At 42.5% G+C, this 23,622-nt stretch carries 18 protein-coding genes and 1 other RNA gene; 15 read left to right on the top strand and 4 right to left on the bottom strand.

All coding sequences use genetic code 11. The features are described 5' to 3' along the window. Window positions 1-4: 4 nt before the first annotated feature. From cadA to H6626_12735, 11 genes are all read left to right on the top strand, one after another. Window positions 5-2,206 (top strand): cadmium-translocating P-type ATPase, encoded by a 2,202-nt coding sequence (gene cadA, locus H6626_12785; GenBank protein USN47049.1) that lies wholly within the window; start codon window positions 5-7, stop codon window positions 2,204-2,206. Window positions 2,207-2,320: 114 nt separating this feature from the next. Continuing rightward, window positions 2,321-2,683, top strand: a complete 363-nt coding sequence (locus H6626_12780; protein ID USN47048.1) for a hypothetical protein — start codon at window positions 2,321-2,323, stop codon at window positions 2,681-2,683. A gap of 232 nt (window positions 2,684-2,915) precedes the next feature. After that, window positions 2,916-4,145 carry a TolC family protein gene (locus H6626_12775; GenBank protein USN47047.1) on the top strand — a complete coding sequence of 410 codons (1,230 nt, stop codon included), beginning with the start codon at window positions 2,916-2,918 and terminating at the stop codon, window positions 4,143-4,145. A gap of 3 nt (window positions 4,146-4,148) precedes the next feature. Beyond that, window positions 4,149-4,817 (top strand): hypothetical protein, encoded by a 669-nt coding sequence (locus H6626_12770; GenBank protein ID USN47046.1) that lies wholly within the window; start codon window positions 4,149-4,151, stop codon window positions 4,815-4,817. 11 nt (window positions 4,818-4,828) lie between these two features. Further along, complete coding sequence (locus H6626_12765; GenBank protein USN47045.1) at window positions 4,829-7,972, top strand: efflux RND transporter permease subunit; 3,144 nt, start codon at window positions 4,829-4,831, stop codon at window positions 7,970-7,972. Window positions 7,973-7,982: 10 nt separating this feature from the next. Beyond that, a complete protein-coding gene (locus H6626_12760; protein USN47044.1) occupies window positions 7,983-8,873 on the top strand; it encodes a cation transporter in 891 nt (296 codons plus the stop codon). Window positions 8,874-8,893: 20 nt separating this feature from the next. After that, entirely contained in the window at window positions 8,894-9,517 is a 624-nt protein-coding gene (locus tag H6626_12755) for a cation transporter (protein ID USN47043.1), read from the top strand. A gap of 170 nt (window positions 9,518-9,687) precedes the next feature. Then, a complete protein-coding gene (locus tag H6626_12750) occupies window positions 9,688-11,160 on the top strand; it encodes a sigma-54-dependent Fis family transcriptional regulator (protein ID USN47042.1) in 1,473 nt (490 codons plus the stop codon). 71 nt (window positions 11,161-11,231) lie between these two features. Then, window positions 11,232-11,756 carry a cupin domain-containing protein gene (locus tag H6626_12745; GenBank protein ID USN49038.1) on the top strand — a complete coding sequence of 175 codons (525 nt, stop codon included), beginning with the start codon at window positions 11,232-11,234 and terminating at the stop codon, window positions 11,754-11,756. A 4-nt stretch (window positions 11,757-11,760) separates the two neighbouring features. Further along, window positions 11,761-13,611 carry a hypothetical protein gene (locus tag H6626_12740; GenBank protein ID USN47041.1) on the top strand — a complete coding sequence of 617 codons (1,851 nt, stop codon included), beginning with the start codon at window positions 11,761-11,763 and terminating at the stop codon, window positions 13,609-13,611. Beyond that, window positions 13,604-16,387, top strand: coding sequence for an AAA family ATPase (locus H6626_12735; protein USN47040.1), 2,784 nt, complete (start codon window positions 13,604-13,606; stop codon window positions 16,385-16,387). Before H6626_12740 ends, H6626_12735 begins: the two co-directional genes overlap by 8 nt. A gap of 191 nt (window positions 16,388-16,578) precedes the next feature. Here the strand turns inward: H6626_12735 and H6626_12730 are convergent, their stop codons facing one another. Further along, window positions 16,579-16,926 (bottom strand): helix-turn-helix domain-containing protein, encoded by a 348-nt coding sequence (locus H6626_12730; protein USN47039.1) that lies wholly within the window; start codon window positions 16,924-16,926, stop codon window positions 16,579-16,581. 298 nt (window positions 16,927-17,224) lie between these two features. Continuing rightward, window positions 17,225-17,580, bottom strand: a transfer-messenger RNA (tmRNA) gene (gene ssrA, locus H6626_12725). Between the two features lie 128 nt (window positions 17,581-17,708). On the opposite strand from ssrA, the gene H6626_12720 reads away from it, so the two are divergent. Both H6626_12720 and H6626_12715 read left to right on the top strand, forming a co-directional pair. Next, window positions 17,709-18,581, top strand: coding sequence for a hypothetical protein (locus H6626_12720; protein USN47038.1), 873 nt, complete (start codon window positions 17,709-17,711; stop codon window positions 18,579-18,581). Window positions 18,582-18,695: 114 nt separating this feature from the next. After that, a complete protein-coding gene (locus H6626_12715) occupies window positions 18,696-19,100 on the top strand; it encodes a CoA-binding protein (GenBank protein ID USN49037.1) in 405 nt (134 codons plus the stop codon). Between the two features lie 289 nt (window positions 19,101-19,389). Here the strand turns inward: H6626_12715 and H6626_12710 are convergent, their stop codons facing one another. Together H6626_12710 and H6626_12705 are read right to left on the bottom strand one after the other, a co-directional pair. After that, a complete protein-coding gene (locus H6626_12710; GenBank protein USN47037.1) occupies window positions 19,390-20,289 on the bottom strand; it encodes a TIGR02147 family protein in 900 nt (299 codons plus the stop codon). A gap of 88 nt (window positions 20,290-20,377) precedes the next feature. Next, window positions 20,378-21,172 carry a M48 family metallopeptidase gene (locus tag H6626_12705; protein ID USN47036.1) on the bottom strand — a complete coding sequence of 265 codons (795 nt, stop codon included), beginning with the start codon at window positions 21,170-21,172 and terminating at the stop codon, window positions 20,378-20,380. An 87-nt stretch (window positions 21,173-21,259) separates the two neighbouring features. Here H6626_12705 and H6626_12700 point away from each other — a divergent pair, with 87 nt between their 5' ends. Continuing rightward, a complete protein-coding gene (locus H6626_12700; protein ID USN47035.1) occupies window positions 21,260-22,255 on the top strand; it encodes a serine/threonine protein kinase in 996 nt (331 codons plus the stop codon). Between the two features lie 179 nt (window positions 22,256-22,434). Then, window positions 22,435-23,502: a hypothetical protein gene (locus tag H6626_12695; GenBank protein USN47034.1), complete on the top strand. Its 1,068-nt coding sequence runs from the start codon at window positions 22,435-22,437 to the stop codon at window positions 23,500-23,502. The last annotated feature ends 120 nt before the right edge of the window (window positions 23,503-23,622 follow it).

The following is a 23,622-nucleotide window of genomic DNA, read 5'->3' as shown; positions in this document are numbered from 1 at the left end:
ATATATGTCAGAAATGTCCCATGATAGTCATTCTTGTTGCCATCATCATGAGCACAAAGAATCGTCAAAAAAATTAGTCAAAAATGGAAATCCAAACGCCGTTTACACTTGCCCAATGCATCCGGAAATCAGGCAAATAGGGCCCGGAAGTTGTCCAAAGTGTGGAATGGCACTTGAACCACTCATTGCTGATGATTCAGAAAATGAAGAGTTAAAGGACATGTCTAGGAGGTTCTGGTTTGCTACTTCCCTCACTTTGCCAATCTTTCTGTTAGCAATGGGAGATATGATTCCGGGGCAGCCTATATCAAAATTGATTCCTCCCAGTATTCGAGTGTGGTTGGAACTGGCACTGGCAACACCCGTGTGTCTATGGTCAGCATGGCCGTTTTACATAAGAGCTATCGATTCAATAAAAAGAAAAAGTTTAAATATGTTTACTCTCATAGGTCTTGGAGTAAGCGTTTCTTATATTTATAGTTTGATAGCAACTTTATTCCCCAATATATTTCCTGAATCTTTCCGGACGGCAGATGGTCATGTAGCAGTCTATTTTGAAGCTGCTGGAGTTATAGTGACTCTTATTCTTTTGGGTCAAGTCTTAGAGTTGAAAGCAAGAGATCAGACAAGCTCTGCTATTAAGAAGCTATTGGGTCTTGCAGCTAAAACAGCGAGACGAATAAGCGATGACGGAAAAGAGGAGGACATTCCTCTAGAAGATGTTCAAATCGGTGACAAAATTAGAGTTAGGCCAGGAGAAAAAATTCCTGTAGACGGAGTAGTTTTGGAGGGATCAAGTTCTATTGATGAATCAATGATTACTGGTGAGCCTATCCCAGTTGAAAAACACAAAAATGATAAAGTTGTTGGTGCGACTATAAATGGTACTGGCTCTCTGGTAATGAAAGCTGAAAAGGTAGGTGCAGACACTCTCCTCTCTAGAATCGTGCATATGGTCGCCGAAGCTCAGAGGAGTAAAGCTCCCATTCAAAAGTTGGCCGATATTGTTTCAGGATACTTCGTACCAATAGTAGTTCTGGTTGCCATTATTACTTTTGTAGTTTGGGCAGTATTTGGACCTGATCCGGCGATGGCCTATGCAATGATAAACGCAGTTGCTGTACTTATTATCGCTTGTCCTTGTGCTCTAGGGTTAGCTACGCCAATGTCAATTATGGTTGCGACAGGAAGAGCGGCAACAATGGGAGTGCTTTTCAAAAATGCTGAATCTATAGAAGTAATGAGAAAGGTCACAACTATAGTTGTAGATAAAACAGGAACACTCACGGAGGGAAAGCCACGGCTTGTTATGGTCACGCCAGTTCGCGAATACTCAGAAGATGAACTGCTCAAATTCGCTGCGACGTTAGAGAAAGGAAGTGAACATCCACTTGCAGCGGCAATTGTTAAAGGAGCTGAGGAAAAAGGTGTCAAGCTTGTAGATAGTGCCGACTTTAACTCAGTTACAGGAAAGGGTGTTCAAGGAAATATCGAAGGAAGATCAGTAGCTCTCGGTAACAAGGCAATGATGGATGATTTTAAAGTTAATTTCGCTGATGCTTATCAAAAAGCCGAAGAATTTAGAGCTGACGGCCAAACAGTAATGTTTTTGGCAATTGACAATAATCCTGCAGGACTCATTGGCGTGGCCGATCCAATTAAGGAAAGTACGCCTGAAGCAATTAAGGATCTTCATGCCCAAGGAATTAAAGTTGTAATGTTGACTGGAGATAGCCGAACCACGGGGGAAGCTGTGGCTAAGAAACTCAATATTGACAAAGTAATTGCTGAAGTCCTTCCAGAACAAAAAGTTGAAGAGATCACGAAACTTCAATCTCTTGGAGAAACCGTTGCAATGGCTGGAGATGGGATTAACGATGCTCCTGCTTTAGCAAAGGCACATGTTGGAATTGCGATGGGCACAGGAACTGATGTTGCGATGGAAAGTGCCGGTGTCACTTTAGTAAAGGGCGACCTCAGGGGAATTGTTAGGGCCAGAAAACTAAGCAATGCAACGATGAACAACATCAAACAAAACCTGTTTTTTGCTTTTTTCTATAATGCAGCAGGTGTACCCATAGCTGCTGGCATTTTGTATCCATTTTTTGGTATACTTTTAAGCCCTATGATCGCTGCTGCTGCCATGAGTTTTAGCTCAATTTCGGTGATTGCCAATTCGTTGAGACTAAAAAGAAGGGCATTTTAGAATTATTAATACCAACTGACTCTTTGCGCAAATACTGAGTCGGTGGAATTTGTATAACAAGATTGCTTTATATTAATATTGAAATTGGCTCAATTTTTGATAGGTTACTTGCCAATGAGAATCTTTTTATTGGTTTATTTCACGTTTTCAATTCTAGTGGACCCTTGGGTCGATAGTAAGCCTAATGATATAGAAACTCATAATGAAATCCAAGTAACGGCAACCCAGAGCCAAACAGCGAGCGCAGAAGGAAGACAAGCTTTAGATATTCAACAAAATCAAGAATCCCATCATCACAATGATTGTCCAGAAAGTTGCCCCGAACACACATGTCATCTCGGACATTGTGGGTTTTTAGTTGGTGACCGAATGCTAACTATTCCACCGGCTTCCAATGAACAGTTTAGTGAATACCATCAAAGTGTCCCTAATAGCCCTATTTTTGGAATCAAAAGACCTCCTAAATTTATTGCGTAAATCCGCATAAAAATAATTTACACAATTAAATATTTAAAACTGAGGGAGGACTTTATGAAGTCTATTTTATCGTTCTGTATTTTAGCACTCACCTTGAGCGCATGTTCAACTTCGCAAACAAAGCGTGATCCAAATTGCGTTAGAATTAGCGACAAGCAATGTGAAAGCTCAACAACCAAATCTTCTCACGATCACTCGAATCATGTGAAAGAGCGTCCATAAGGAGAAAAACATGAGACTTAAGCTATTCATAGGGATAATTACCCTGCTTTTGTCACACCTTTCTTTTGCACAGGAGGGAGCAATTAGCTCCTCCTGTCAAAAGCCAGGGGATAAAAACAAACTATTTTGGTGCTTAGTAAAAAATAAACCTGAAGTAAGACTCCAAGAAATTGACGTTAAAGTTCATGACAACGCCATATCTGAAGCAGCTCAAATGTTGAACCCCGAACTGGAATTGGAATCTATTGACAATAAAGCAGGTGGGCTGACCAGCGAAGTTACGTTGAAGCACACTTTTGAGTTGGGAGGAAAACGTGGCTCAAGAGAACAGGTCGCTATGGCTGAAAAAGGAATTTCTGAAACGAGACATTTAGCGGAATTGGAAGAAGCTTCTAGAGAATTCGCTGTTAAAATTTACAGACTTAGGCAAATTAATACTGAACTTGAACTTGCCACTGAAAATCTCGAAACCTTTAGAGGCATACAACGGCAATATAAGAAGTTAGGCAGGCTTAACCCAGAGCAATCCGTTTCGGTCTCTGTATTTGAAATCGCAGAGCAGGAAACAGAGTTAAAGAAAGAGGCATTATCTCAAGAAAAAAACCAAATTTTGAGTGAGTTTCAGTCAATACTTGGAAATGGATTTGCATTAAACGAAAAACTGCTGCCGAACCTACGATCCGACTGGCCCAATATCAGTGTTGATGAAATTAAAAACTCAACTCATTTGAATCTCAAAAATGAGGTTGATTTGGCGTCAGCAAAATATGGATTAGCAAAATCTGAATCCTGGCCTGACCTTTCAATTGGACCGAAGATTGAGCAAACCACGGGAGACGTAAACGAGACTACATTTGGCGTAGCACTAAGCATGCCTCTTCCTATTCTTAATCTCAATGGTGGAGGTAGGGCAAAGGCGTCCAGTGAGCTTCAAAAAGCTGAGTTACAAAGAAAATTAATCTCAAATCGACAGGAACAATACAAAAACTTTCTTTTAAATTCATATCTTTCGTCTTCAAAGATAGTCCAAAAGTCAGTTAAACGAGCAAATATTCAAAAACGTCATAAAAATCTCCATACTCTTTTAAATAGAGGAGTTGTGAACTCAGCTCTTGTTATTGAGATGCACCGAGAGGTGTTTGAGTTTTATGAAGGCTTGCACGAGCACGAACTCAAGGCCATTGATGCGCTTTGGAGACTATACGCTCTCAAGGGCACATTACTAAAAGAGGAGATTTAACCTGTGAAAAATTTTATTACAATAGTTGCAATTCTAACAATGAGTACATTTTCTTGCTACTCCATAGCTGAAGATGGACACGATCATGACCATAAATCAGAGAGACACGAATCAGGCCATGACAAAGATCACGACCATGAGAAGAAAAAAAATGGCAAAAATGAAAAACATGACGAACACGAGCATGAAGAAGAGGAAGATGGAGAGCACGGGCATGAGAAAGGTCATGACAGCCATGAGGGACATAATGATCACGATGAACATGAATCAGAGAACTCTCATGCACATGGACACGGACATGGCGAAGAGGCCTTTGGCGAGGGAAAAGCTATTACCGCCGTCTTTAATGAAGGGGAAAAATTTAAGCTGTCGAGTGAATCAGAAAAATTGCTTGGCATTGAGACCTCACCGCTTGATCTAGCTGGTGGTGGCAAGTTCAAAATTTCAAATGAATCTCTGGTTCGATATCAAAACCACTTAGGTGTGTTCATTAAAAAGGATGATTGGTTTGTTCTTATCAAACTGGAAAAGGCTCAACCTAAAGAAAACTATTTTATTATTGAATCAACTGAACTGAGTAAAGGTGTGCAAATTGTTAACTCAGGAGTTCCTCTTTTGAGAGTGGCTCATCTTCAGGCATCTGGTCAAGGCGGCAAAGGCCATGCCCACTAAGGAGTTGAACTATGTTAAATAAACTAATTAAAACTGCTATTTATAATAAAGGTCTCACCTTCACACTCACTCTAGTGGCAATCTTTGCGGGATGGATGTCGTTTCAGACTCTACCCATTGATGCCGTCCCAGACATTACAAATGTGCAAGTTCAGGTGAATACGGCTGTAGAGGGCTTGATTCCTGAAGAAATTGAAAAATTCATTACCTATCCTGTTGAGAGTGAAATGGGAGGAATTCCTGATGTAGATGAAATTCGTTCGATCACCCGCTTTGGACTCTCTCAAGTCACAATCATCTTTGAAGAAGGAACTGATATATATAGAGCCCGACAGCTCGTATCTGAAAAACTTCAGTCTATTAAAGATGACTTGCCCGGAGGGGTACAACCCAAACTAGGACCAATCACCACTGGTTTAGGAGAAATTTACTTTTACGCTTTAGAGGCAAAAAAGGAGGCCCAAGGGCAAGAGCGACTCGAACAGCTTATGGAACTAAGAGCCATCAACGAGTGGCTAATAAAGCCGAGGCTACTTACTGTAAAAGGAGTTGCCGAAGTCAACGCCATTGGTGGTTATGAAAAGCAGTATTTCGTTAAACCTCGTCTAAAAGATTTGTCAAAATACGGTATCCATCTTCATGAAGTCGTAGAAGCTATTGAAAGAAATAATCGCAACACTGGTGGTGGTTACATCCAACAAACCGCCGAACAGCTACTGATTCAAGCTACAGGGTTAGTCCGGTCCCCTAAAGACATTGAAGGCATCGTTATCAAAAAATTGCCGAATTTTAAGACCGTAACTGTCGGTGATATTGCAACGGTGTCTCTCGATCGAGAGTTGAGAACAGGCGCTGCACTTGTTAATGGACAAGAGAGTATAATAGGTACGGCTCTAATGCTTTTAGGAGAAAATAGTCGAACCGTAGCTCTTGATATCGAAGATAAGATCAAGGAAATCAAAAAAAGTATTCCTGACTGGGTGAAGCTCGAAACAATCTACAACCGATCAGAGTTAGTCAACAGCACTTTAGGGACCGTAGAAAAAAACCTACTTTTCGGGGCGTTCTTAGTTGCACTGATACTTTTAATTATTATCGGAAATTTTCGAGTTGCTATTATTACGGCGATCACAATTCCCTTATCACTTTTAACCACGTTTATACTTATGCGTTACTTCAATGTGTCGGGCAACTTAATGAGCCTTGGGGCACTAGATTTCGGAATTATTATTGATGGGGCAGTGATCGTTATGGATAACTGTGTTCGCTTTGTTTCGAAGAAAGCCAAAGAGCATGGACGCCCCTTATCTCGTGAAGAAATCAAGAAAGCGGTGCTTGAAGCAACAATAGAAATTCGCTCTGCCGCTGGTTTTGGGCAAATGATTATTATCGTAGTGTTTCTTCCAATTTTTGCTCTAACAGGTGTTGAGGCAAAAATGTTTGTCCCAATGGCAGCAGCATTTTGCTTTGCCCTAGGATCGGCTTTCATTTTTTCTTTCACCACGATACCAGCACTTGCAGCGAACTTTTTGTCAGGAAATGTTTCTACTAAGCAACCTTGGATCATGACTCAAGTAGAGAAGATTTATAATCCAATTATTCAGGCTGCTTTAAAGATGAAACTAGCAATCGTTGGGGTTGGTGTCGGAGCAATTGCAGCAGGAATCATTTTGTTTTCTTTTTTAGGATCAGATTTTTTGCCTCAGCTAGATGAAGGGTCCATTGCTGTTCAGTTTGTAAGACCAACCAATATTAGCATTGATCAATCGGTTGAAATGCAAAAACTCTCAGAAAAAGTGATTCTGGAGTTTCCTGAAGTGAATCGAGTTCTTTCTCGAATAGGAACAGCAGAGGTGGCTACGGACCCTATGGGGCCAAATCTCTCTGATACTTATATTTTATTGAAGGAAAAAGCCAAATGGCTATTGCATGATGGTCATAAGAGAACAAAAAATAGACTCATTGCCGATATTAAGGAAAAGCTAGAGTCACTTATTCCTGGACAGACTCTTATATTTTCTCAGCCAATCCAGTTGCGATTTAACGAGCTTTTAGAAGGAGTAAGGGCAGACGTGGCCTTAAAAGTTTTTGGTGAGGACATGGATCAAATAACTGAGGTCGCTACTCAAGCCGCACAAATTGTGGGTCGAATTCAGGGTGTTGGTGAGGCTGAAGAGGAAACTAAAGGAAAATCCCCTGTGCTAAGAATAAACCCTATTAACTCTGAACTTCAACGCTTGGGATTGGCCAAGGAAAATGTTCTTTCTACGGTGGAAACAGCAATTGGAGGAACAGAGGCAGGTAGCTTGTATGAGGGGGTGATGAGATTTCCAATCGTTGTGCGCCTAAACGAGCAAGACCGTTCAAGCTTAGCATCAATTAAAGAGGTCCCCGTTGGTGTCGGTGAAAACTTTACGATTCCCATTAAAGATTTAGCTGAGGTCAAAATTGAAGAAACTTTTAGCGATATCCGAAGAGAATCTTCAAAAAAACGAGCAGCTGTTCTCGTCAATGTAAGAGGCAGGGACACAGCAAGTTTTGTCGAAGAGGCAAAAGCAGCAGTCGATAGAGAACTTAAGCTCCCCCCAGGAACTTATATTGAATGGGGTGGAAGTTTTAAGAACTTAGAGAAGGCAAGAAATCGACTGATGATTGTTGTCCCTTTAGCCTTACTTCTCGTTTTCGTAATGATTTTTATGGCTTTTAAGAGCTTAACTCAGACGTTTATTATTTTTGGATGTATTCCTATGGCTCTCGTTGGAGGGGTTATCGGTTTAATGCTCAATGGTCTAAATTTTAGCATTTCCGCCGCCATTGGCTTTATTGCTCTTTCGGGAATTGCTGTACTCAATGGCGTTGTCTTGGTCAGTTACTTTAACAAACTCAAACTGGATGGCTTGACGGGAGATGAGTTGATTCGGCAAGGAACCAAGATGAGGCTGAGACCAGTTCTAATGACAGCTTCGGCAGCTGCATTTGGGTTTCTCCCTATGATGTTGTCTACTGGAAGTGGCGCCGAAGTGCAAAGACCCTTGGCTTCTGTGGTTGTGGGGGGAATCATCTCGGCAACAATCTTGACACTCATTGTTCTTCCTATTGTTTACCGATTACTCGAAAGTAAAATGAAAGTCGTAGATTCTGGAATGAGTCACTAAGGAGTAGATTTTGGGGCACGATCACAGTCATCATGAGTTTGGTTCAACCAAAAAACTCTACTTAGCGGTAGTTATCAATATTATTTTAACTGTGTTTCAAATTGTGGGAGGGCTCCTTTCTGGGAGTCTTTCCCTGCTTGCAGATGCTCTTCACAATTTCAGTGATGCTGGCGCACTAGCGATAGCCGCTGTCGCCGCAAGGATTGCAAAAATCCCGCCCAATCAGCGGATGACTTATGGATATAAAAGAGCAGAGATTCTTGGAGCACTCATAAATAGTACTACTTTAATAATTGTAGGACTTTACTTACTTTATGAGGCAGTAAATAGATATTTTGACCAAAATCCTATTGATGGTTGGACTGTTGTTTGGGTTGCCGCGATTGCTTTGGTTATAGATATTTTCACAGCCTTACTCACCTATTCCGGGTCTAAGGATAGTGTGAATATTAAGGCTGCATTTATTCACAATGTATCGGACGCCGCAGCCTCAGTTGTAGTTATCATTTCAGGAATCTTAATCATTAATTTTCAGATTTATGTGATCGACTTAGTTGCAACTGTATTGATCTCACTTTATGTACTCTATCAAGCATTCACATTGATTCGACAGTGCATTTTGGTGCTCATGCAAAGCACTCCCACTCACTTAGACGTAGACGAGATAAAAAAATCTATTGAAGGTGTTCATTTAGTAAAAGAAGCACACCATATTCATGTGTGGCAGCTTGATGATAAAAAGGTGTTACTAGAAGGGCATATTGTGGTTGAGGAACAAGACTTGCCTGCGCTAGAAAAAATTAAAATGGAAATTCGACAGTCGCTGCGAAATAAATTTGCTATTAATCACTCAACATTAGAATTTGAAACTTCCCTTGAGTGTATGAATAGTGGTAATTAAGGTGTAAATTGGAGGTTTTTATGGCTGATTCCTGCTGCCAAAAAAAAGGAGACGATTTAAAGCTACTTGCAAAAAGGCAAGCAAATGTTCTTTGGATTGTTCTTGGAATTAATTTGATAATGTTTTTTGTAGAGTTTGCATCTGGTATTTATTACCAGTCGCTAGCTTTGACTGGGGATTCGCTAGATATGTTTGGCGATGCCCTGGCTTATGGCAGTAGTCTTTATGTAGTTTCAAAAGGAATGTCTGCTAAAGTAAGAGCCTCACAGTTTAAAGCCATATTGATGGTAATTTTAGGCATCGCATTTGGGGTCAATGCGGCCTATCGAGTCTTTTTTGAAGCTAACCCTAATCCGACAGCAATGGGAATCATTGGAGTAATAGCTCTGGGGCTCAATCTTGTTTGCCTGGCTCTACTTACTCGCCATAAATCGGATGATATCAACTTTACTTCTGTATGGTTGTGTTCTCGCAATGACATTATCGCCAATGTCTCCGTGCTTGCAGCAGCAGGTTTAGTTGCGATCACTGGAACAAAGTGGCCCGATTTAGTAGTGGGAGGAGCCATTGCTTTTTTGTTTTTAAGGTCAGCATTTTTCATACTTAAAGAGTCAAAATCCATTCTTAAAGAGGTTAATGCGTGAAATCATTTTTTGCATAAAGTCATATTGTTTATGCATTTAATTGGCCCTAAATTTAAAAATTTCATCTCTGAAACACTAAAAATCCCTAATTTGAAACACTAATAATTTTATTTGGGACTTGTTTAAAAATTGTGCTACACCTGCAAAACCTTTACTGGAGGGGATTTGGGGTGAAAGCAAATTTCAAAATATTGCTGGTTGAAGATATGGAGTCTTTCCGAGATGCCGTCACACAGCTTCTCGGTGTCTACAATGATGTCCACGGTGTCTCTGATATCCAGTCTGCAAAACAAGCACTCCAAAAGGCAGCCTTCGATGTTGTCATTCTTGATAAGGGGCTTCCTGATGGCGATGGAATCAGCCTCATTTCTGAGATTAAAGACATCAACCCCAATGCTGTAGTTATCATGCTCACCTCTGATTCAGATTTCAGCACGGTAAAGCGCTGTATAGCCCTGGGTGCTGATGATTATGTGATTAAGTCAGACAACATTATTCCTGATTTGTTGGTGCGAATTCCTGTTGCTGTCTCAAAGGCCGCTTCAAACCGAAGATTAATAACTCTTGAACAACAGGTTAAAGATGCCTTCCGATATGAAATTGTCGGGAAAAGCCCCGCAACAATGCAACTCAGAGAAAGCATTTTGGATTTACGAGGAACTTCGGCACACGTTTTAATCACTGGTGAAAGCGGAACTGGCAAAGAACTTATTGCCCGAAGACTTAATGCTATTGAAGACGATGGAAAACGCCCGTTTGTTGCAATCAATTGTGGGGCCATTCCAGAAAATCTTTTAGAGAGTGAACTTTTCGGTCACAAAAAGGGTTCGTTCACGGGAGCTACGCAAGACCGACCTGGCCGCTTTGAATTAGCCCATAATGGTGACCTCTTTCTTGATGAAATTGGTGAAATGCCTTTGTCTGCTCAGGTCCGATTACTTCGAGTGATTCAAGAGGGTGAATTTACCCGTGTAGGCGATGACCGAACTATCAAAGTTAAGTGCCGAGTGATCGCTGCCACCAACAAAGATTTAGAGCAAATGATTGCTGAAGGAAAGTTTCGTGAAGATCTCTATCATCGCCTGAATGTAGTCCGAATTGAAACGGCACCTTTAAGATTACGAATGGAAGATATACCCGATCTGGCCAAGCTCTTCACATTACAAATAGGTGGTGCAAACTACAAAATAGATGACAAAGCTCTCAGGGCACTGGGTGACTATGATTGGCCTGGCAACATTCGAGAACTTAGGAACATCATTGAACGGGCATGTATTTCTGCTCGGCGAAGATCATCTGAGCAAATTGAATACGACGACATTTCCATTCAAGCGCCTAAGAACTCGGCCTATAGATTAAGGCAAATCACATGCTCTCTGCCAGAATCACCTTCTGATCTTACTCCCGATAAATATAAAGAATTTTTTATAACCGCTAGTCGGGAATACTTTAGGGCAGCACTGGAAGCCGCTAATGGAAATATAAGTGAAATTGCAAATAAAATTGGTGTTGGCCGAACAACAGTTTTTAGACGTATTCAAGAATTAGGACTTAAAGCAGATAAAAAAATGGCTGCCACAAAGTCACATTTACCATTTTATAGATCGCAACCTTTAGGACGCGAGAAACAGGGGGCACTATGAAGTTAAATATTTTCTACGCCATTGTGCTGACAATAATTAGCTTTAGCCCCATAGCAAAAGGAGGAGATGAAATGCCAACTGCACAAGAGATCATAGATAAGCTCGACTTAACCCCATTACCAGAAGAGGGTGGCTACTATCGAGAAACATATAGAAGCGAAGGCGAAAAATTGCCAGCCAGGACTTTTGGAATTGATGCAGACACCGGTAGATCAATCAGTACAGCCATTTACTATATGGTTACTGCTGACAGTTTTTCTGCAATTCATAGAATCAAAAGCGATGAGGTCTTTCACTTTTATGGTGGCGACCCAGTAGAAATGATTCAATTTGATGACCAAGGAAATCTACAAAGGTTTATTTTAGGCAATGACATACTGGCCGGAGAGACTCCCCAAGTCGTCGTACCTAAAGGAATTTGGCAAGCACTTCGCCTTGTTGATGGTGGAAGCTGGGCTCTACTGGGAACAACAGTTGCTCCTGGGTTTGAGTTTGAGGATTTTGAAATTGGCACAAGAGAACAAATGACTGAACTTTTCCCTCACCTGAGAAACGACATCCAAAGATTTACTAGGGAGCCAGGGCAAGAGAGGTAATTGAGTGAGGTTTTCCAAAAAGATATTTATATCAGTCTTTGCTGCTACATTTATTGTAGGCGGGGGCATCATTTGGACAGCACACTACTTCGTAAGCAACAACACCAAAGATAAGTTCATTTCCCAATATTCCGTATTGACGAAAATATTGGGGGATACTCTAACACGCCTTGATTCCAACACTGAACAGCTCATGCTTAATGCCGCAAATGTAGTGGCTGCTCGTGATGCAGAAAAAGGACTTCTTTCGACCGAAGAACTTAAGGCCATGAGGTCGGAGCTCAATGTCACCCATATTTTTGTTACAGACCGTAATGGAAAATTCATCCGTTCAACAAATGAGGACCCCTCGTTAATACCAAATTTATTTTCATTTTCTGATGAATACAAAAAACTGATTCAGGGAACCAAAAGGTTTCATGCAACACCAGTTATCCAGCCAAATCCAGAGCCTAAGCCATATAAGTTCCTTTCTATAGCCAACAGAGATCGAACACGCATTATTGAAGTTGGGGTTAGAGTCGATTTTATTGCTCGTACTCTCGCAGAAGCAATTGGCGCTGATAAAAATGTCATGTCTATGGCCTTGTACTCCCCCAAAGGCACCCCCTTTGGTAGGTTTGCGGCGAAAGACGTTAAGTTTGAAAAGGATACAGCAATCTTCCCTGAAAATTTTAAAACAGTAGAATCGTCAGATAGTTTTAAGTTTTATTCAAAGGTAACATCAAGTCACCCAAGCTGTTCGCAGTGTGATAAGTCTGAAACTTCAATCAATGGTGAATACTACTATGTCTTAGAGTCCGAAGTGTCTAAGAGTGAGCTAAACGCAATGCTTGCCTCCACTACAAAGGCAAGTATCACGCTATTATTCTTTAACCTCCTCTTGGCCTTGGTAATCAGTCGCTTTCTGTCTCGCCGTCTTGTTCGCAATATTGAAAAGGCGGTGTCTAAAGTTCGTCAAATCAAAGACCACGGCCAACTTGGTGACCGCATAGATCTAAAGGGAAAAGATGAAGTGGCGTTTTTGACTCGTGAGTTCGATAACTTGCTGGGTGCAATGGAAAAATCACGAGAGAAAGTCATTGAAGCTGAACGAGTACAAGCTAAAGTGCAAATGGCAAGAGACGTTGCACATAATATCCGCTCACCAATCATTGCGATTGAGATGATGTTGCCGACGTTGGTTGGTGTGCCAGAGCGAATGAAAAGAGTTCTTAAAAACTCCGTTAAAGAAATAAAGGGCTTATCGGAAAAATTAAGTAAAAAGAACGACACTGGGAACTTTGATTTAAAAACTCAGAAGAATCGTGGTGACTTATTATTTTTACCTGTATTTTTAGAAGAGGTTGTAACACAAAAAAATATTGAATATTCAGAAAAGAAAGATGTCATTTTTCTTTTCTGCAATAATGGAGATGCCAGTAAAGAATTTATTAAAATCGATTCGCTGGATCTCAAGGCAGTAGTTTCTAATCTTTTAAATAATGCCTATGAATCCTATGGGGGCAAAAAAGGAACAGTAACTGTTAGCTGTCAAGACGTCCGATCTATTTGTGAAATTAAAATCTCTGATAAAGGTGCGGGAATTCCACCTGAATATTTGAAAAGGCTTGGGAATGAACAAATAACCTTTAAAGGCAAGCAAGGCCGAGGACTTGGACTTTTACACGCTCGGAAGTTCCTGGCGATGTGGGACGGAGAATTGAAGATAAGCTCGGAAGTCGGCGTTGGTACTGATATTACTATTTGTTTGCCTCTTTTTGTAGATGGAAATGAAAGTTTAGATCGGGTTTCAACAAAAAAACTTTTTGAAGAACAGTCGAAAATTGGACAAATGAGGAAATTGAATGGGTAAATTTGAAAAGGGATCAGAATGGCGGAAATGGGATTTGCATGTTCATTCCCCATACAGCGTTCTTTCTAATGAGTATCCTGGTACTACGTTTGAGGAGAAATGGAACTCATATTTGGATGCTTTGGAAGAAATCGAGGGGGTATCTGTTTTAGGTATAACCGACTACTTCTCGATTGAAGGTTACAAGAGGCTTGTAGTTGATAAATCAAGTGGGCGTTTGCGGAACATTGATTTAATATTGCCCAACGTTGAACTTAGATTGGACCTAAGCACTCAGCAAGATCGCCCCGTCAATTTGCACCTAATTTTTTCCCCAAAGATAATCAGTGACTTGGAAAATAGATTTTTTTCAAGACTTATCTTTAAATATAGGGGGCAAGATTACTCTAGCGTTAAACGAGATTTGGTTAATCTTGGCAAAACATTTTCAAATAATGACTCGATCTCAGAAGAAGAGGCCCTTAGAAAGGGAATGGAACAATTTAAGGTTTCTAAGGATCAGTTAATTAAATTGATAGAAGGAGATAAACTACTACGAGACAATTCATTTGTAGTTATCGCTGATAGGTCAGGAGATGGTGCTTCTGGTTTAAGAGATAATAGCTTGATGGCGGTCAGAGAAGAGCTTTATCGGTTTTCAGATGCAATTTTTTCTTCAACACCGTCTACTTGTAAGTATTTCCTCGGGGAAGGGACTGATGCCGAAGATATTGTAAGACAGAAATATGGGTCACTGAAGCCTTGTATTCACGGGTCAGACGCACATAGCCCATCAAAAATTTGCAAGCCCGATAACGACAGATTTACTTGGATAAAAGCAGACTCTACTTTTGAAGGTTTACGTCAGATAATTTTTGAGCCTAAAGATAGAGTGTATATAGGAAACCATAATCCACAAACCACTTTTATCCGCCCATATTTTTCTAGTCTTCGCATCGATTCTGGCGCTGTTTTTGACTCTGGACTTCTCCAGTTTACTTCTAACGATTTATCATTGAATCCAAACATGGTTTGCATCATTGGAGGCAGGGGAAGCGGAAAGAGTGTTCTACTAAGTGCGATTAGAAGAACGTTTTTTAAAGCATCCTCACAAAATCCAGACGATAAATCTGATGAAATTTCTACTGCAAATTTTCATGTTACATTTACTAAAACTGATAACACCAACCAAGAGTACCATATTCAAGAAGATAATAATCTGGATTACCTTCATGTTTCACAAGGAGAAGTAAAACATATTGTTCAACATCCAGATATTCTGGATAAACAGATCAAAGGAATGCTGGGTATTGTTGATCCCGGAAAGTCGATATATGAGATTGATGGTATTAACAAGGTGATTAGCAGAATAATCGAACTCAAGAATTTCTTCCAGCAAACTACCGAAGACGGAAAATTATTAAACCACCCTTCCTATCAACAACAAGAAATAAACAAATATCGCCAACTTATTGCAACGATCACAACCGAAAGCAACAAAGATCTTATTGAAAAATACCGCACGAACGTTAGTGAGCTCGCACAAATGAAGAGTCTGCTTGGCGAGTTAAAAACTTTGTCTTGCGAGCTGATTGAATTTCAAAGTAGTTTTAATAAGCGCATCAATTCGATCAATGAAAAACTTGGTGGCTCGGCCACTATTAGTGATTTGAAACATGATTCAATTGTCGAGCAAATCAAGGCAGCCACTGAGCTTTTAGAAAATAATGAAAAGAAATTAACTTCCACAAACAAGGGTATTGCTGCCCAGTTTCAAAAAGCTGGGATAGAAGGAGATATTACAACTCTTTTGGAAAAAGTAAATCAATACCAGGATCACATTGAAACTTCAGAAAAGTCCATTAAAAGAATCAAAGAGCTAGAAGAAGAGTTAAAGGGTCTCTTTGATTCTTTAAAAAATTATTCAGTTGATATTAAAACACGTCTTAACAACTATATTTCACAGCTGGGAGCGAGTTGGGAAAGTTTGCGGAATGGCAAAGAGGGATGGAGTCAAAAGCAGCAAGACTTGAGCGCTAAGCTTACAGATGGGATAGATGTGAATGGACTAATTTGGTTTGATATTGATGCTTTTTATAAGGCAGTTGACCCATCAATAAATAAAAGTAAATTTAGAGCCACTAAAGATATTTCTCTAGAGCAGCGTGTCCGAAACTTTATTGGCGTTTCCAACAAGGATGACTATTTTCGACTTCTTGAAGGAGAAAAAATATTTGATGTAGGCGAAAAGAGAATGAGCCTCTCCGAGATTCTAGATGAAGAGTATTTTGTAAAAGACGGTGAAAAAACACTTTTAAATGCACTATTCGAAAGCTCCCAAGTGTATAAGTACCTAAAGGTAATTTGCGAATTGAAATACAAAAACAAAAAGCCTAGTCAGCTTTCTGTAGGACAACGCGGAACTTTGTTTGTTTGCTTGAAGCTGGCAACCGATACATTTGGTCAGCCTTTTGTCTTTGATCAACCAGAAGATGACCTTGACAATAAATTTATCATGCACGAATTGGTTCCTTTGTTTCGTACAATTAAGAATTTTCGGCAGGTTATTGTGGTTACTCACAACGCAAACTTAGTGGTAAATGCGGATGCAGAGCAAGTAATTGTGGCCGCGAATGAAGGTGAAAAGGTCTCCTATATGTCTGGCTCTCTTGAAAACAGCAAAGTAGTAGATCCATCTAATGTTGGCATTAGAGAAGATGTCTGTGACATCTTAGAAGGCGGGGCCACCGCCTTCAAAAATCGGGAACAAAAATACAGAATTTCAACAACTACCTAAACCTCTTCGCCTCCTCTGGAAACACAACAATTGGTTTCCAGTCGATCTTCAAAACATCCCTCGAATGTTTTTCGATCTGCTGGACGCATTGACGCGACCAGCAGAACTCGGATTCAGACAGTGAAATTCCAAACTGCAAAAGAGCAGCGATGAGCATTAATCGTAGTAATAGTGTAATCATGGCAGACCTCCTAGTTATTCTTTGAAAGTGATTGAAGTACCGGATGAGCTGTTTGCAATTGCTCCGGAGACATCTCTTGGACGATTTCCAGGCACTCCTTCCTCAAATCTTGAGGCAAGGGCACCTTGCCAGAGGCGAACATCTCATAGGTTTTTCGTGTGGCTCCATATGCTGGGAGCAATGCCTCCAAATGATGAGGATGCACACGAACCCGCCCGTGCTCCAGATGGTTGATGATCCCATCTTTCAGGCCAGAGGCTTTGGCTGCACCTCGGGTGCTCAGCCCAGCCTGCTGGCGCAGAAATTGGAGTGTACGACTCTCTTTGGTTTTGTGTTTTTGACCGCTTTTCTTAGACATAGTAGTTCCTTTCTATGTGTGTAGGCACATTTCACATAGGCATGGAACTCTAACTGTTTGAAAACTGACTTGGTTTTCTTGCTCCTACTTTGAATTTTCTAAGCATGTAGTTTTACAAAAACTCGCTCAAAAAACGTGGGGCAAGAATGGGGCAAATGTGGGGCTAAGCCGATTAACATTCGCTAATTTCGACTAACGATCCCCAGGTGAACTCGCGTCTGCGGGCCTCCTGTTTTAGTTCATGGTTTAAAGGGTTTAGGTTTTCCCCCGTTTCGGGGGACTTACCAGTTGAAAAATTTGGTGGAGGCGGCGGGAATCGAACCCGCGTCCGCAAGTGATTCACATTAAGGCGGCTACATGCTTAGTTTGTGTTTTATTTAGATCAATCTGGCGTCCACAAACAAACTTCGGATTGACCTTCCCCCAGCTTTTTTAAACGAGATGCTCTGGAGAAAACAACATCTCATCGAGGTGACTATAATGACACCTTCTAAGTAACGTCACCCCTTACTTAGTCGGCGCAAGCTGCACTAATTAGGCAGCAAGAGGCATTTCAGTAGTGCCAACTACATAATGCTCGTTTTTATCGAGGTCCACGAGCGCCCCGGCATGCTCCTTAAGCTTCACGACCCACGTCGAAGCCATGTCGCCCCCATAATTTCAAAGAACTTTATTCAGTACTAAACATGGGTCTCTGAGGGAGTTCTGTCAAGATTCAGCTACATTTGGGCATAGAAGTTGCTGTTAGTTTGAGCTCTGCCCCCAGATTTAGGAGTACGTTTGTGAGTTTTCGTCACCCATTGACCTTGGCCTTCTCGTTTTTCTTTGGATTTTTGGCTTTTTCGCCGCTCAGCTTCTCTCAGGGGGGGCCTGATCAATCTTGCCGGTCTGTGATTCAGTTTCCGGTATCTAAAGAGGATCTGGTGCAAAAGTTCATTGCTCAAAACAGCAATGTACTATTTTCTAACTTATTAAAAACTTCCTCAGAAATTGGCTCACTTGATTCGTGCAGCCGATTTTGCCTTGAGGGCCGGTACACTCGGGCCCTTTTAGATAGCTTTCCTGAACAGTTTAGAAAAATGCTGACTTCTGGCCTATCTGCTCAGTGGATTGGACGCACCATTGTACCGGAAATGATAAAAATGGCGGCAACTACCCTGGGGGAAGACCTCGAAAACTGGGGCCAGCTTGAAATGGATTTTTCGGAGGCCGCTAAAGTCAAAAAGCATGGATCCACGAGCTTTCCTGAAATTGAGGTGATGATAGCAGAACTCTTGGCGGCATTTGGGGCGCACGAAGAGTCTCTGACTGGCCCCAATGGCCACTATTCTCTCGGATTTTACATTGCTGCGTTGGCTTCAAAGGGTGACCTGCAATATTTCACTAAGTTTTTCGTAGAACGACGGGACAAAAGATCCTCTTCTTATGCCACCTTGGCCAAACGCTACCATGATGCCTATTTGGTTTTAAAAGCCCAACCTGTGGGGATAAACGAGGCTCGGGCTTACTTTCGTTCGCTCGCCGACGATGCCTCCTATGAGCTCTATGAGTTTTTCTTGCAACGACTATTGGCCTACACACTGACCTCACCCATTGACGTGTACCGAGAACTTGAAATGTCGCGGGTGGCCCTGCGGCCAGCCGGGGCGCCGTGAGGTTTATTTTTTAGGAGCCTTTGCCTCTTTTTTTATAGCTTTGACCTCGAAGATTGCCCTGCCCTTGTCCGGTTGGTAAGACATAGCCATTGGTTACTGTATTTTTGAAAGGCGCTGTCAGTGAAACCCGAAGAGTACAAAAATTTGTTCGCCACCTATAAGAAAATTGCCATTATCGGCCTCAGCCCGAAGCCGGAACGGGATAGCCATAAGGTGGCCCGTTATCTGATTGACCAGGGATTTCAGGTAGTGGGCGTACGCCCGGGCTGCAGCGAAATCTTAGGCTGTGCCGTCTATCCTACGTTAGCCGATGTTCCCGGCCCCTTAGAAATTGTGGATGTGTTTCGAGCACCGGAGTTCGTACCAAAGGTGGCCAGCGAGTCCATACGCCTTAAGGCTAAGGTGCTTTGGCTGCAAGAGGGTGTTACAAATGCAGACGCCGAAGAAACAGCCCGAAACGCTGGGCTTGTGGTGATCAGTGATCAATGTATTAAGAAAATCCATCAATCACTCGCTTAACCCTGTAACAATGACATTATCCGCACCAAAGTGACACTTTTGGCGGACTCAGGTCTTTCAAAATTCACGTATAGACTTATTAAATGACTCTAGACACAGCCCAACTTTTGGCCTAAACCTTGCTCCTTCTTTAGATTGCTGAATGTAGGCTGAAGTGGAACGTATGCTGAAAGCTTCATAAGGCTCTAGCGGTGGGCTCTTTCCCCCTCCCCCCCTCGAGAAAGAACGTTGGAATGATGAGTTCCTTCCTGTTCATCGCTAGGGCCGAACTGAAGTCTCTTGTTTTGGCCTAAGATCCCTCTGAAATCGGAAACAACTGAATATTAAATTGAAAGACTCGGTCGCCTGGTTTTTGTTCTCTATTGACCAGTGTCTCTTTGTAGATGCGCTTTCTAAAGTGGCGAAGCTCAAACTTGAGCTGCTTAAACTCTTCTTCCGTGAGCGCCAAGGTCACAGAACCAAACTCGCGCTCCTCAGGCCGGCCCTCTAATAACGACTCCATACCAAGGTAGATCAGCTCGGCCTGCAGCTTTCTTACGGCCGCTGGCGGAAGCTCCTCGGTGTTTTGGGCTGGCTTTAGCCCGCGACTGATCACGCCGGATTCTTGATCTCTAACCAGGTCTCCGTTTTTGATCATCATATCAAGCGTACGTTGGATTTCGTCTACCGTGGCTCGACCGCCAAGAATTTGCCTTAAGTTTTGAGCAGTGAACTCCACACCCTTTTGCTCAGCTAAGGCTTGAAGTGCAAAGGCCACCCATGAGGGCACCTTGCTCCAGGCCTGCCCGTCAAGCTCACCGTTTTCGATCTTTCTCTTCACCCGAAGCTCAGAAAGGCTTTTCAGGTAACGGTTTTTTTCAAGGGCATCGGCGGCCTGTCCGTAGAGAACCAACACCTCAAACTCGTCTGTCTCAGCCCGAGTGAGCTGCAGAGCCTTTGCAAACTTTGCCACCATAGACTTTGAGAGATTTCTTTTGCCCTCGATGATCATCTTTAAATAATTGGGTGATTTAATATCGGCCGCCGCACTGAAATGGGCATAAGAATAAGGCCTGATGGATTGCGGGTCTGAGGCGCGTTTGAATTCGTAGAAGTCTTTTAAAAAACGCCGATAGTCCGTGTACGCACCCAAGGCTGGCGCTGTGGGTTTTATCTGGCGTGAGTTTATCTCTGATGTGTTGTGATTCATAGCTGTGTGCACCTCATCGAAAATCTACGACTTTTAGGATCGCTAGGATTTCACAAATTGGCAATCATTTTAATACGTTGGACCAACTTTAAAAGCCGTCCTCCGGATGCAACTCAGAAGACTCTGCCAGAAAGTCAAACTCATATTGGTTTTCACTCAACCATCGACGGTGCACACGCCACTGTGGGCAGTGTTGTTCCACTAAATTCCAGAACTGGTGCGAGTGATTTTGATATTTTAAGTGGGCCAACTCGTGAATCACCACGTATTGGGCCACCTCCACCGGTGCCGCTATCAGGCGCCAGTTCAAACTGATGGATCCATAGCTTGAACAACTCCCCCACCGGGTTTTTTGTGAACGAAACGACAATTTTTTCGGATAAAGCTGCATCTGCTGGGAATAACTCTCAACCCATTCAGTTAAAAATCTTCGACCCTGGTTTTTGTAAAACCGCCTAATGGGGTTTATCACCTGCCTCTGTGGCACAATCAAATAGGCGTTTGACCAATCGCCTTGCCCCACATAGCAGTTGAGTCCATTTGCGCCCACGTGAAAGGTCATTTTGGATTTTAAATAAGGCGCAAAGTCCAAATGCTTCACCTCGCCCTTAAATAAATAAGGCTCGCCTTGTAGGCCCAGTTTTTTGGGATATTTTTTTCGAAGATCTGAGTATTCACACTGCACCTTCTCTATCCACGGTTCGCATTTTTTAAGAAAATTGTTAATCAGTCGATGGGGAGTCGTCTTTGATGCTGTGACCGCTATCAGTCCGCTGGGTTTAACCGTAACGCCGATGGTGCGCTGATAGGGCCGCCTCAGCACACTCACTGAAAACCCTCGAAACTCAAACTTGTTACTGTTGGCCTGAGAAAATAAACCCATGTAGGGTAATAATCCCACTAGATGGGGCTCTCAGGCAATACCCATAGAGTATTTGTGTCTATTTGATTTGTTCGATAGATTGGGGCCATGTTTGAGTTGGCTGTTAAAAACCCAAAGAAATTCTACGAGCTTGATCCCAATGAGGTGATGCAGGCCCTTGATGCCGCGGGGTTTTCCCCCACGGGTGAATATATGCAGCTGAACTCCTTTGAGAACAGGGTGTTTGATTTACGTCTTGAGCCTGGCACCAGTTCTGAAGAATTACGAGACCGCGTAATAGCAAAATTTTATCGACCCGGCCGGTGGTCAAAAGAGGCTATTCTTGAAGAACACCAATTTCTTTTAGAACTCAAACAGGCTGGATTGCCCACGGTGGCCCCTCTTCAGCAAAAAAACGGCTCTACGCTTTCTGAATACCATGGAATGTTTGTTGGCCTTTTTCCGAAGTTTTTTGGCCGCATGCCTGAAGAGCTTTTTATTGAAGACTACCACGCTATTGGTCGATCTCTAGCCCAGCTTCACAACGTAGGCGCACGGCAATCAGCAAAACACCGCCCCTATCTCAATACAGATACAGCGGGATGGCCGGCTCTTGATTTTTTAGAAGACTGGGTCAGCCCCGAAGTCTGGCAACGGTATGAAGAGGCCGCCACTGAAATATTTGAATATCTTGAAAGCGCAATAGATGAAAATGAGTTTATAAGAATCCACGGCGACTGCCATAGAGGCAATCTGCTACACAGCGATGCCGCCGGGGAAAAGCCTGTGTTTTTCTTTGTGGATTTCGATGATTTTTGCATGGGACCTCCAGCACAAGATTTTTGGATGCTGTTTACTGGCGGTGAGGATTCAAAGGTCGAGCAAGAAGAAATTTTGTCAGGCTATGAAGAACTTAGAGAATTCGACTTCCGTCAAACACGTTTATTTGAGCCCCTAAGAGGGCTTCGCATTGTTCGCTATGCCGCTTGGATTGCCAGCCGCTGGCAAGATCCCACGTTCCCACAGCTTTTTCCACAGTTTAAAGATTTCAATTACTGGGCGGAAGAGACCGAAGCGCTTGAAAAGATCGCTTGGGGGCTTTGAAGTTTATAAAAGTTCGCTAGCCGAATTTTGATCGTGAACTATTCTATCTAACTGACGATCTCAAAAAAGAACCCGTACTTACATCTCATTATAAGACACCGTTCAACAATTTATTTTTTGTTGGCTCGGCCAGTGGTAAAATTAAGTTAACGCCAGACCGTGACCGAAAGGAGTCGAGTGTGTTTTTATTGAGGATTTTAATAGTCGCATCAGTATTTTTGACAAGTATTGGTTGTAAACTTGGTAGTTCATTAAATGGCACCGTTTCTGACAATAGCGCCGGCGGCGGTGGGCCCGACAACAATGGCGGTAACGAAGGTGGAGGGGGCGCCCCGGCCAGCGATTGCAACCCGGGTTACGTGTTGGTGCCTGGAGACGCTGCTTTAGGCTCCCGATCTTCTGATTTTTGCCTCTCTAAGTATGAAATGAAAGCCGTTTTGGATGCCGACAGTTCGCCCGTAGATGGCAAAGCCTTGGGCGTAGCTGCAGCAAGCACCCACACGCCCCAATCCCGGGCGCAAGATTTACCCTGGGGCGCCATGAATTTAGCCACGTCAATTTCTGAGTGCGCAAGCCTCGGCAGCGAATACCATTTAGTAACCAATGCCGAATGGATGACGGTCGCTCGAAACATTGAGTCGGTGCCAAGCAACTGGTCTGGCGGCGCCATTGGAAACGGCCACTTAAATACTGGCCATAGTGATGGTTGGGCCAATGCCGGCCAAGATTTTTTAGCCGCCTCAACAGATGATAACGACGCCTGTTTCGGAACAAACAATCCAAACTGCTTAAACCCATTAGATAACGACTATTGGCAAAAGCGCACCCATACCCTGTCGAATGGTGAAATCATTTGGGACCTTGCCGGTAACATGAATTCATGGGTTGACATTGATGGTGCTGGTGGCCTCATAAGTTCCAATTGTTGTGGTGCCCCTTGGGCCCAGTATTATCAACTCAACGAACAAAACTCCCTTGACACCTATGCAACCATGGACCTGCTAGATGAAAATGGATTTTTACCACTTCATTTAGCAACCTACGGCGCAACAGACCTTGATGATTTAGGACTGGGTATCTTGAATAAGGCCGATTCAGCAACTTCAGGACGAGGCATTTACCGAGGCGGCCATTTTTCGGAGACATTGCAGTGGGAAAATCGTATCGGTATTTTTTCGGCTTGGCAGGAAAATTTGCCCACTGTATCTTGGAATCAGCAAGGCTTTAGATGCGTTCACGACCTCTAAATTACCTTGTCAAAGCAGAGTTACGACGACAATAGGTGAGTCTGGCTAAGGTTTTGGCTGAAGACTTGGCTTCACCCACGCCACTATTTTTGCACAGCAACTGGCTATTCAAACATGTTT

The organism is Pseudobdellovibrionaceae bacterium (genome assembly GCA_023898385.1).
GTDB lineage: Bacteria > Bdellovibrionota > Bdellovibrionia > Bdellovibrionales > UBA1609.
The sequence above is the reverse complement of the archived record's forward strand: the minus strand, read 5'-3'. Positions and strand labels throughout refer to the sequence as shown.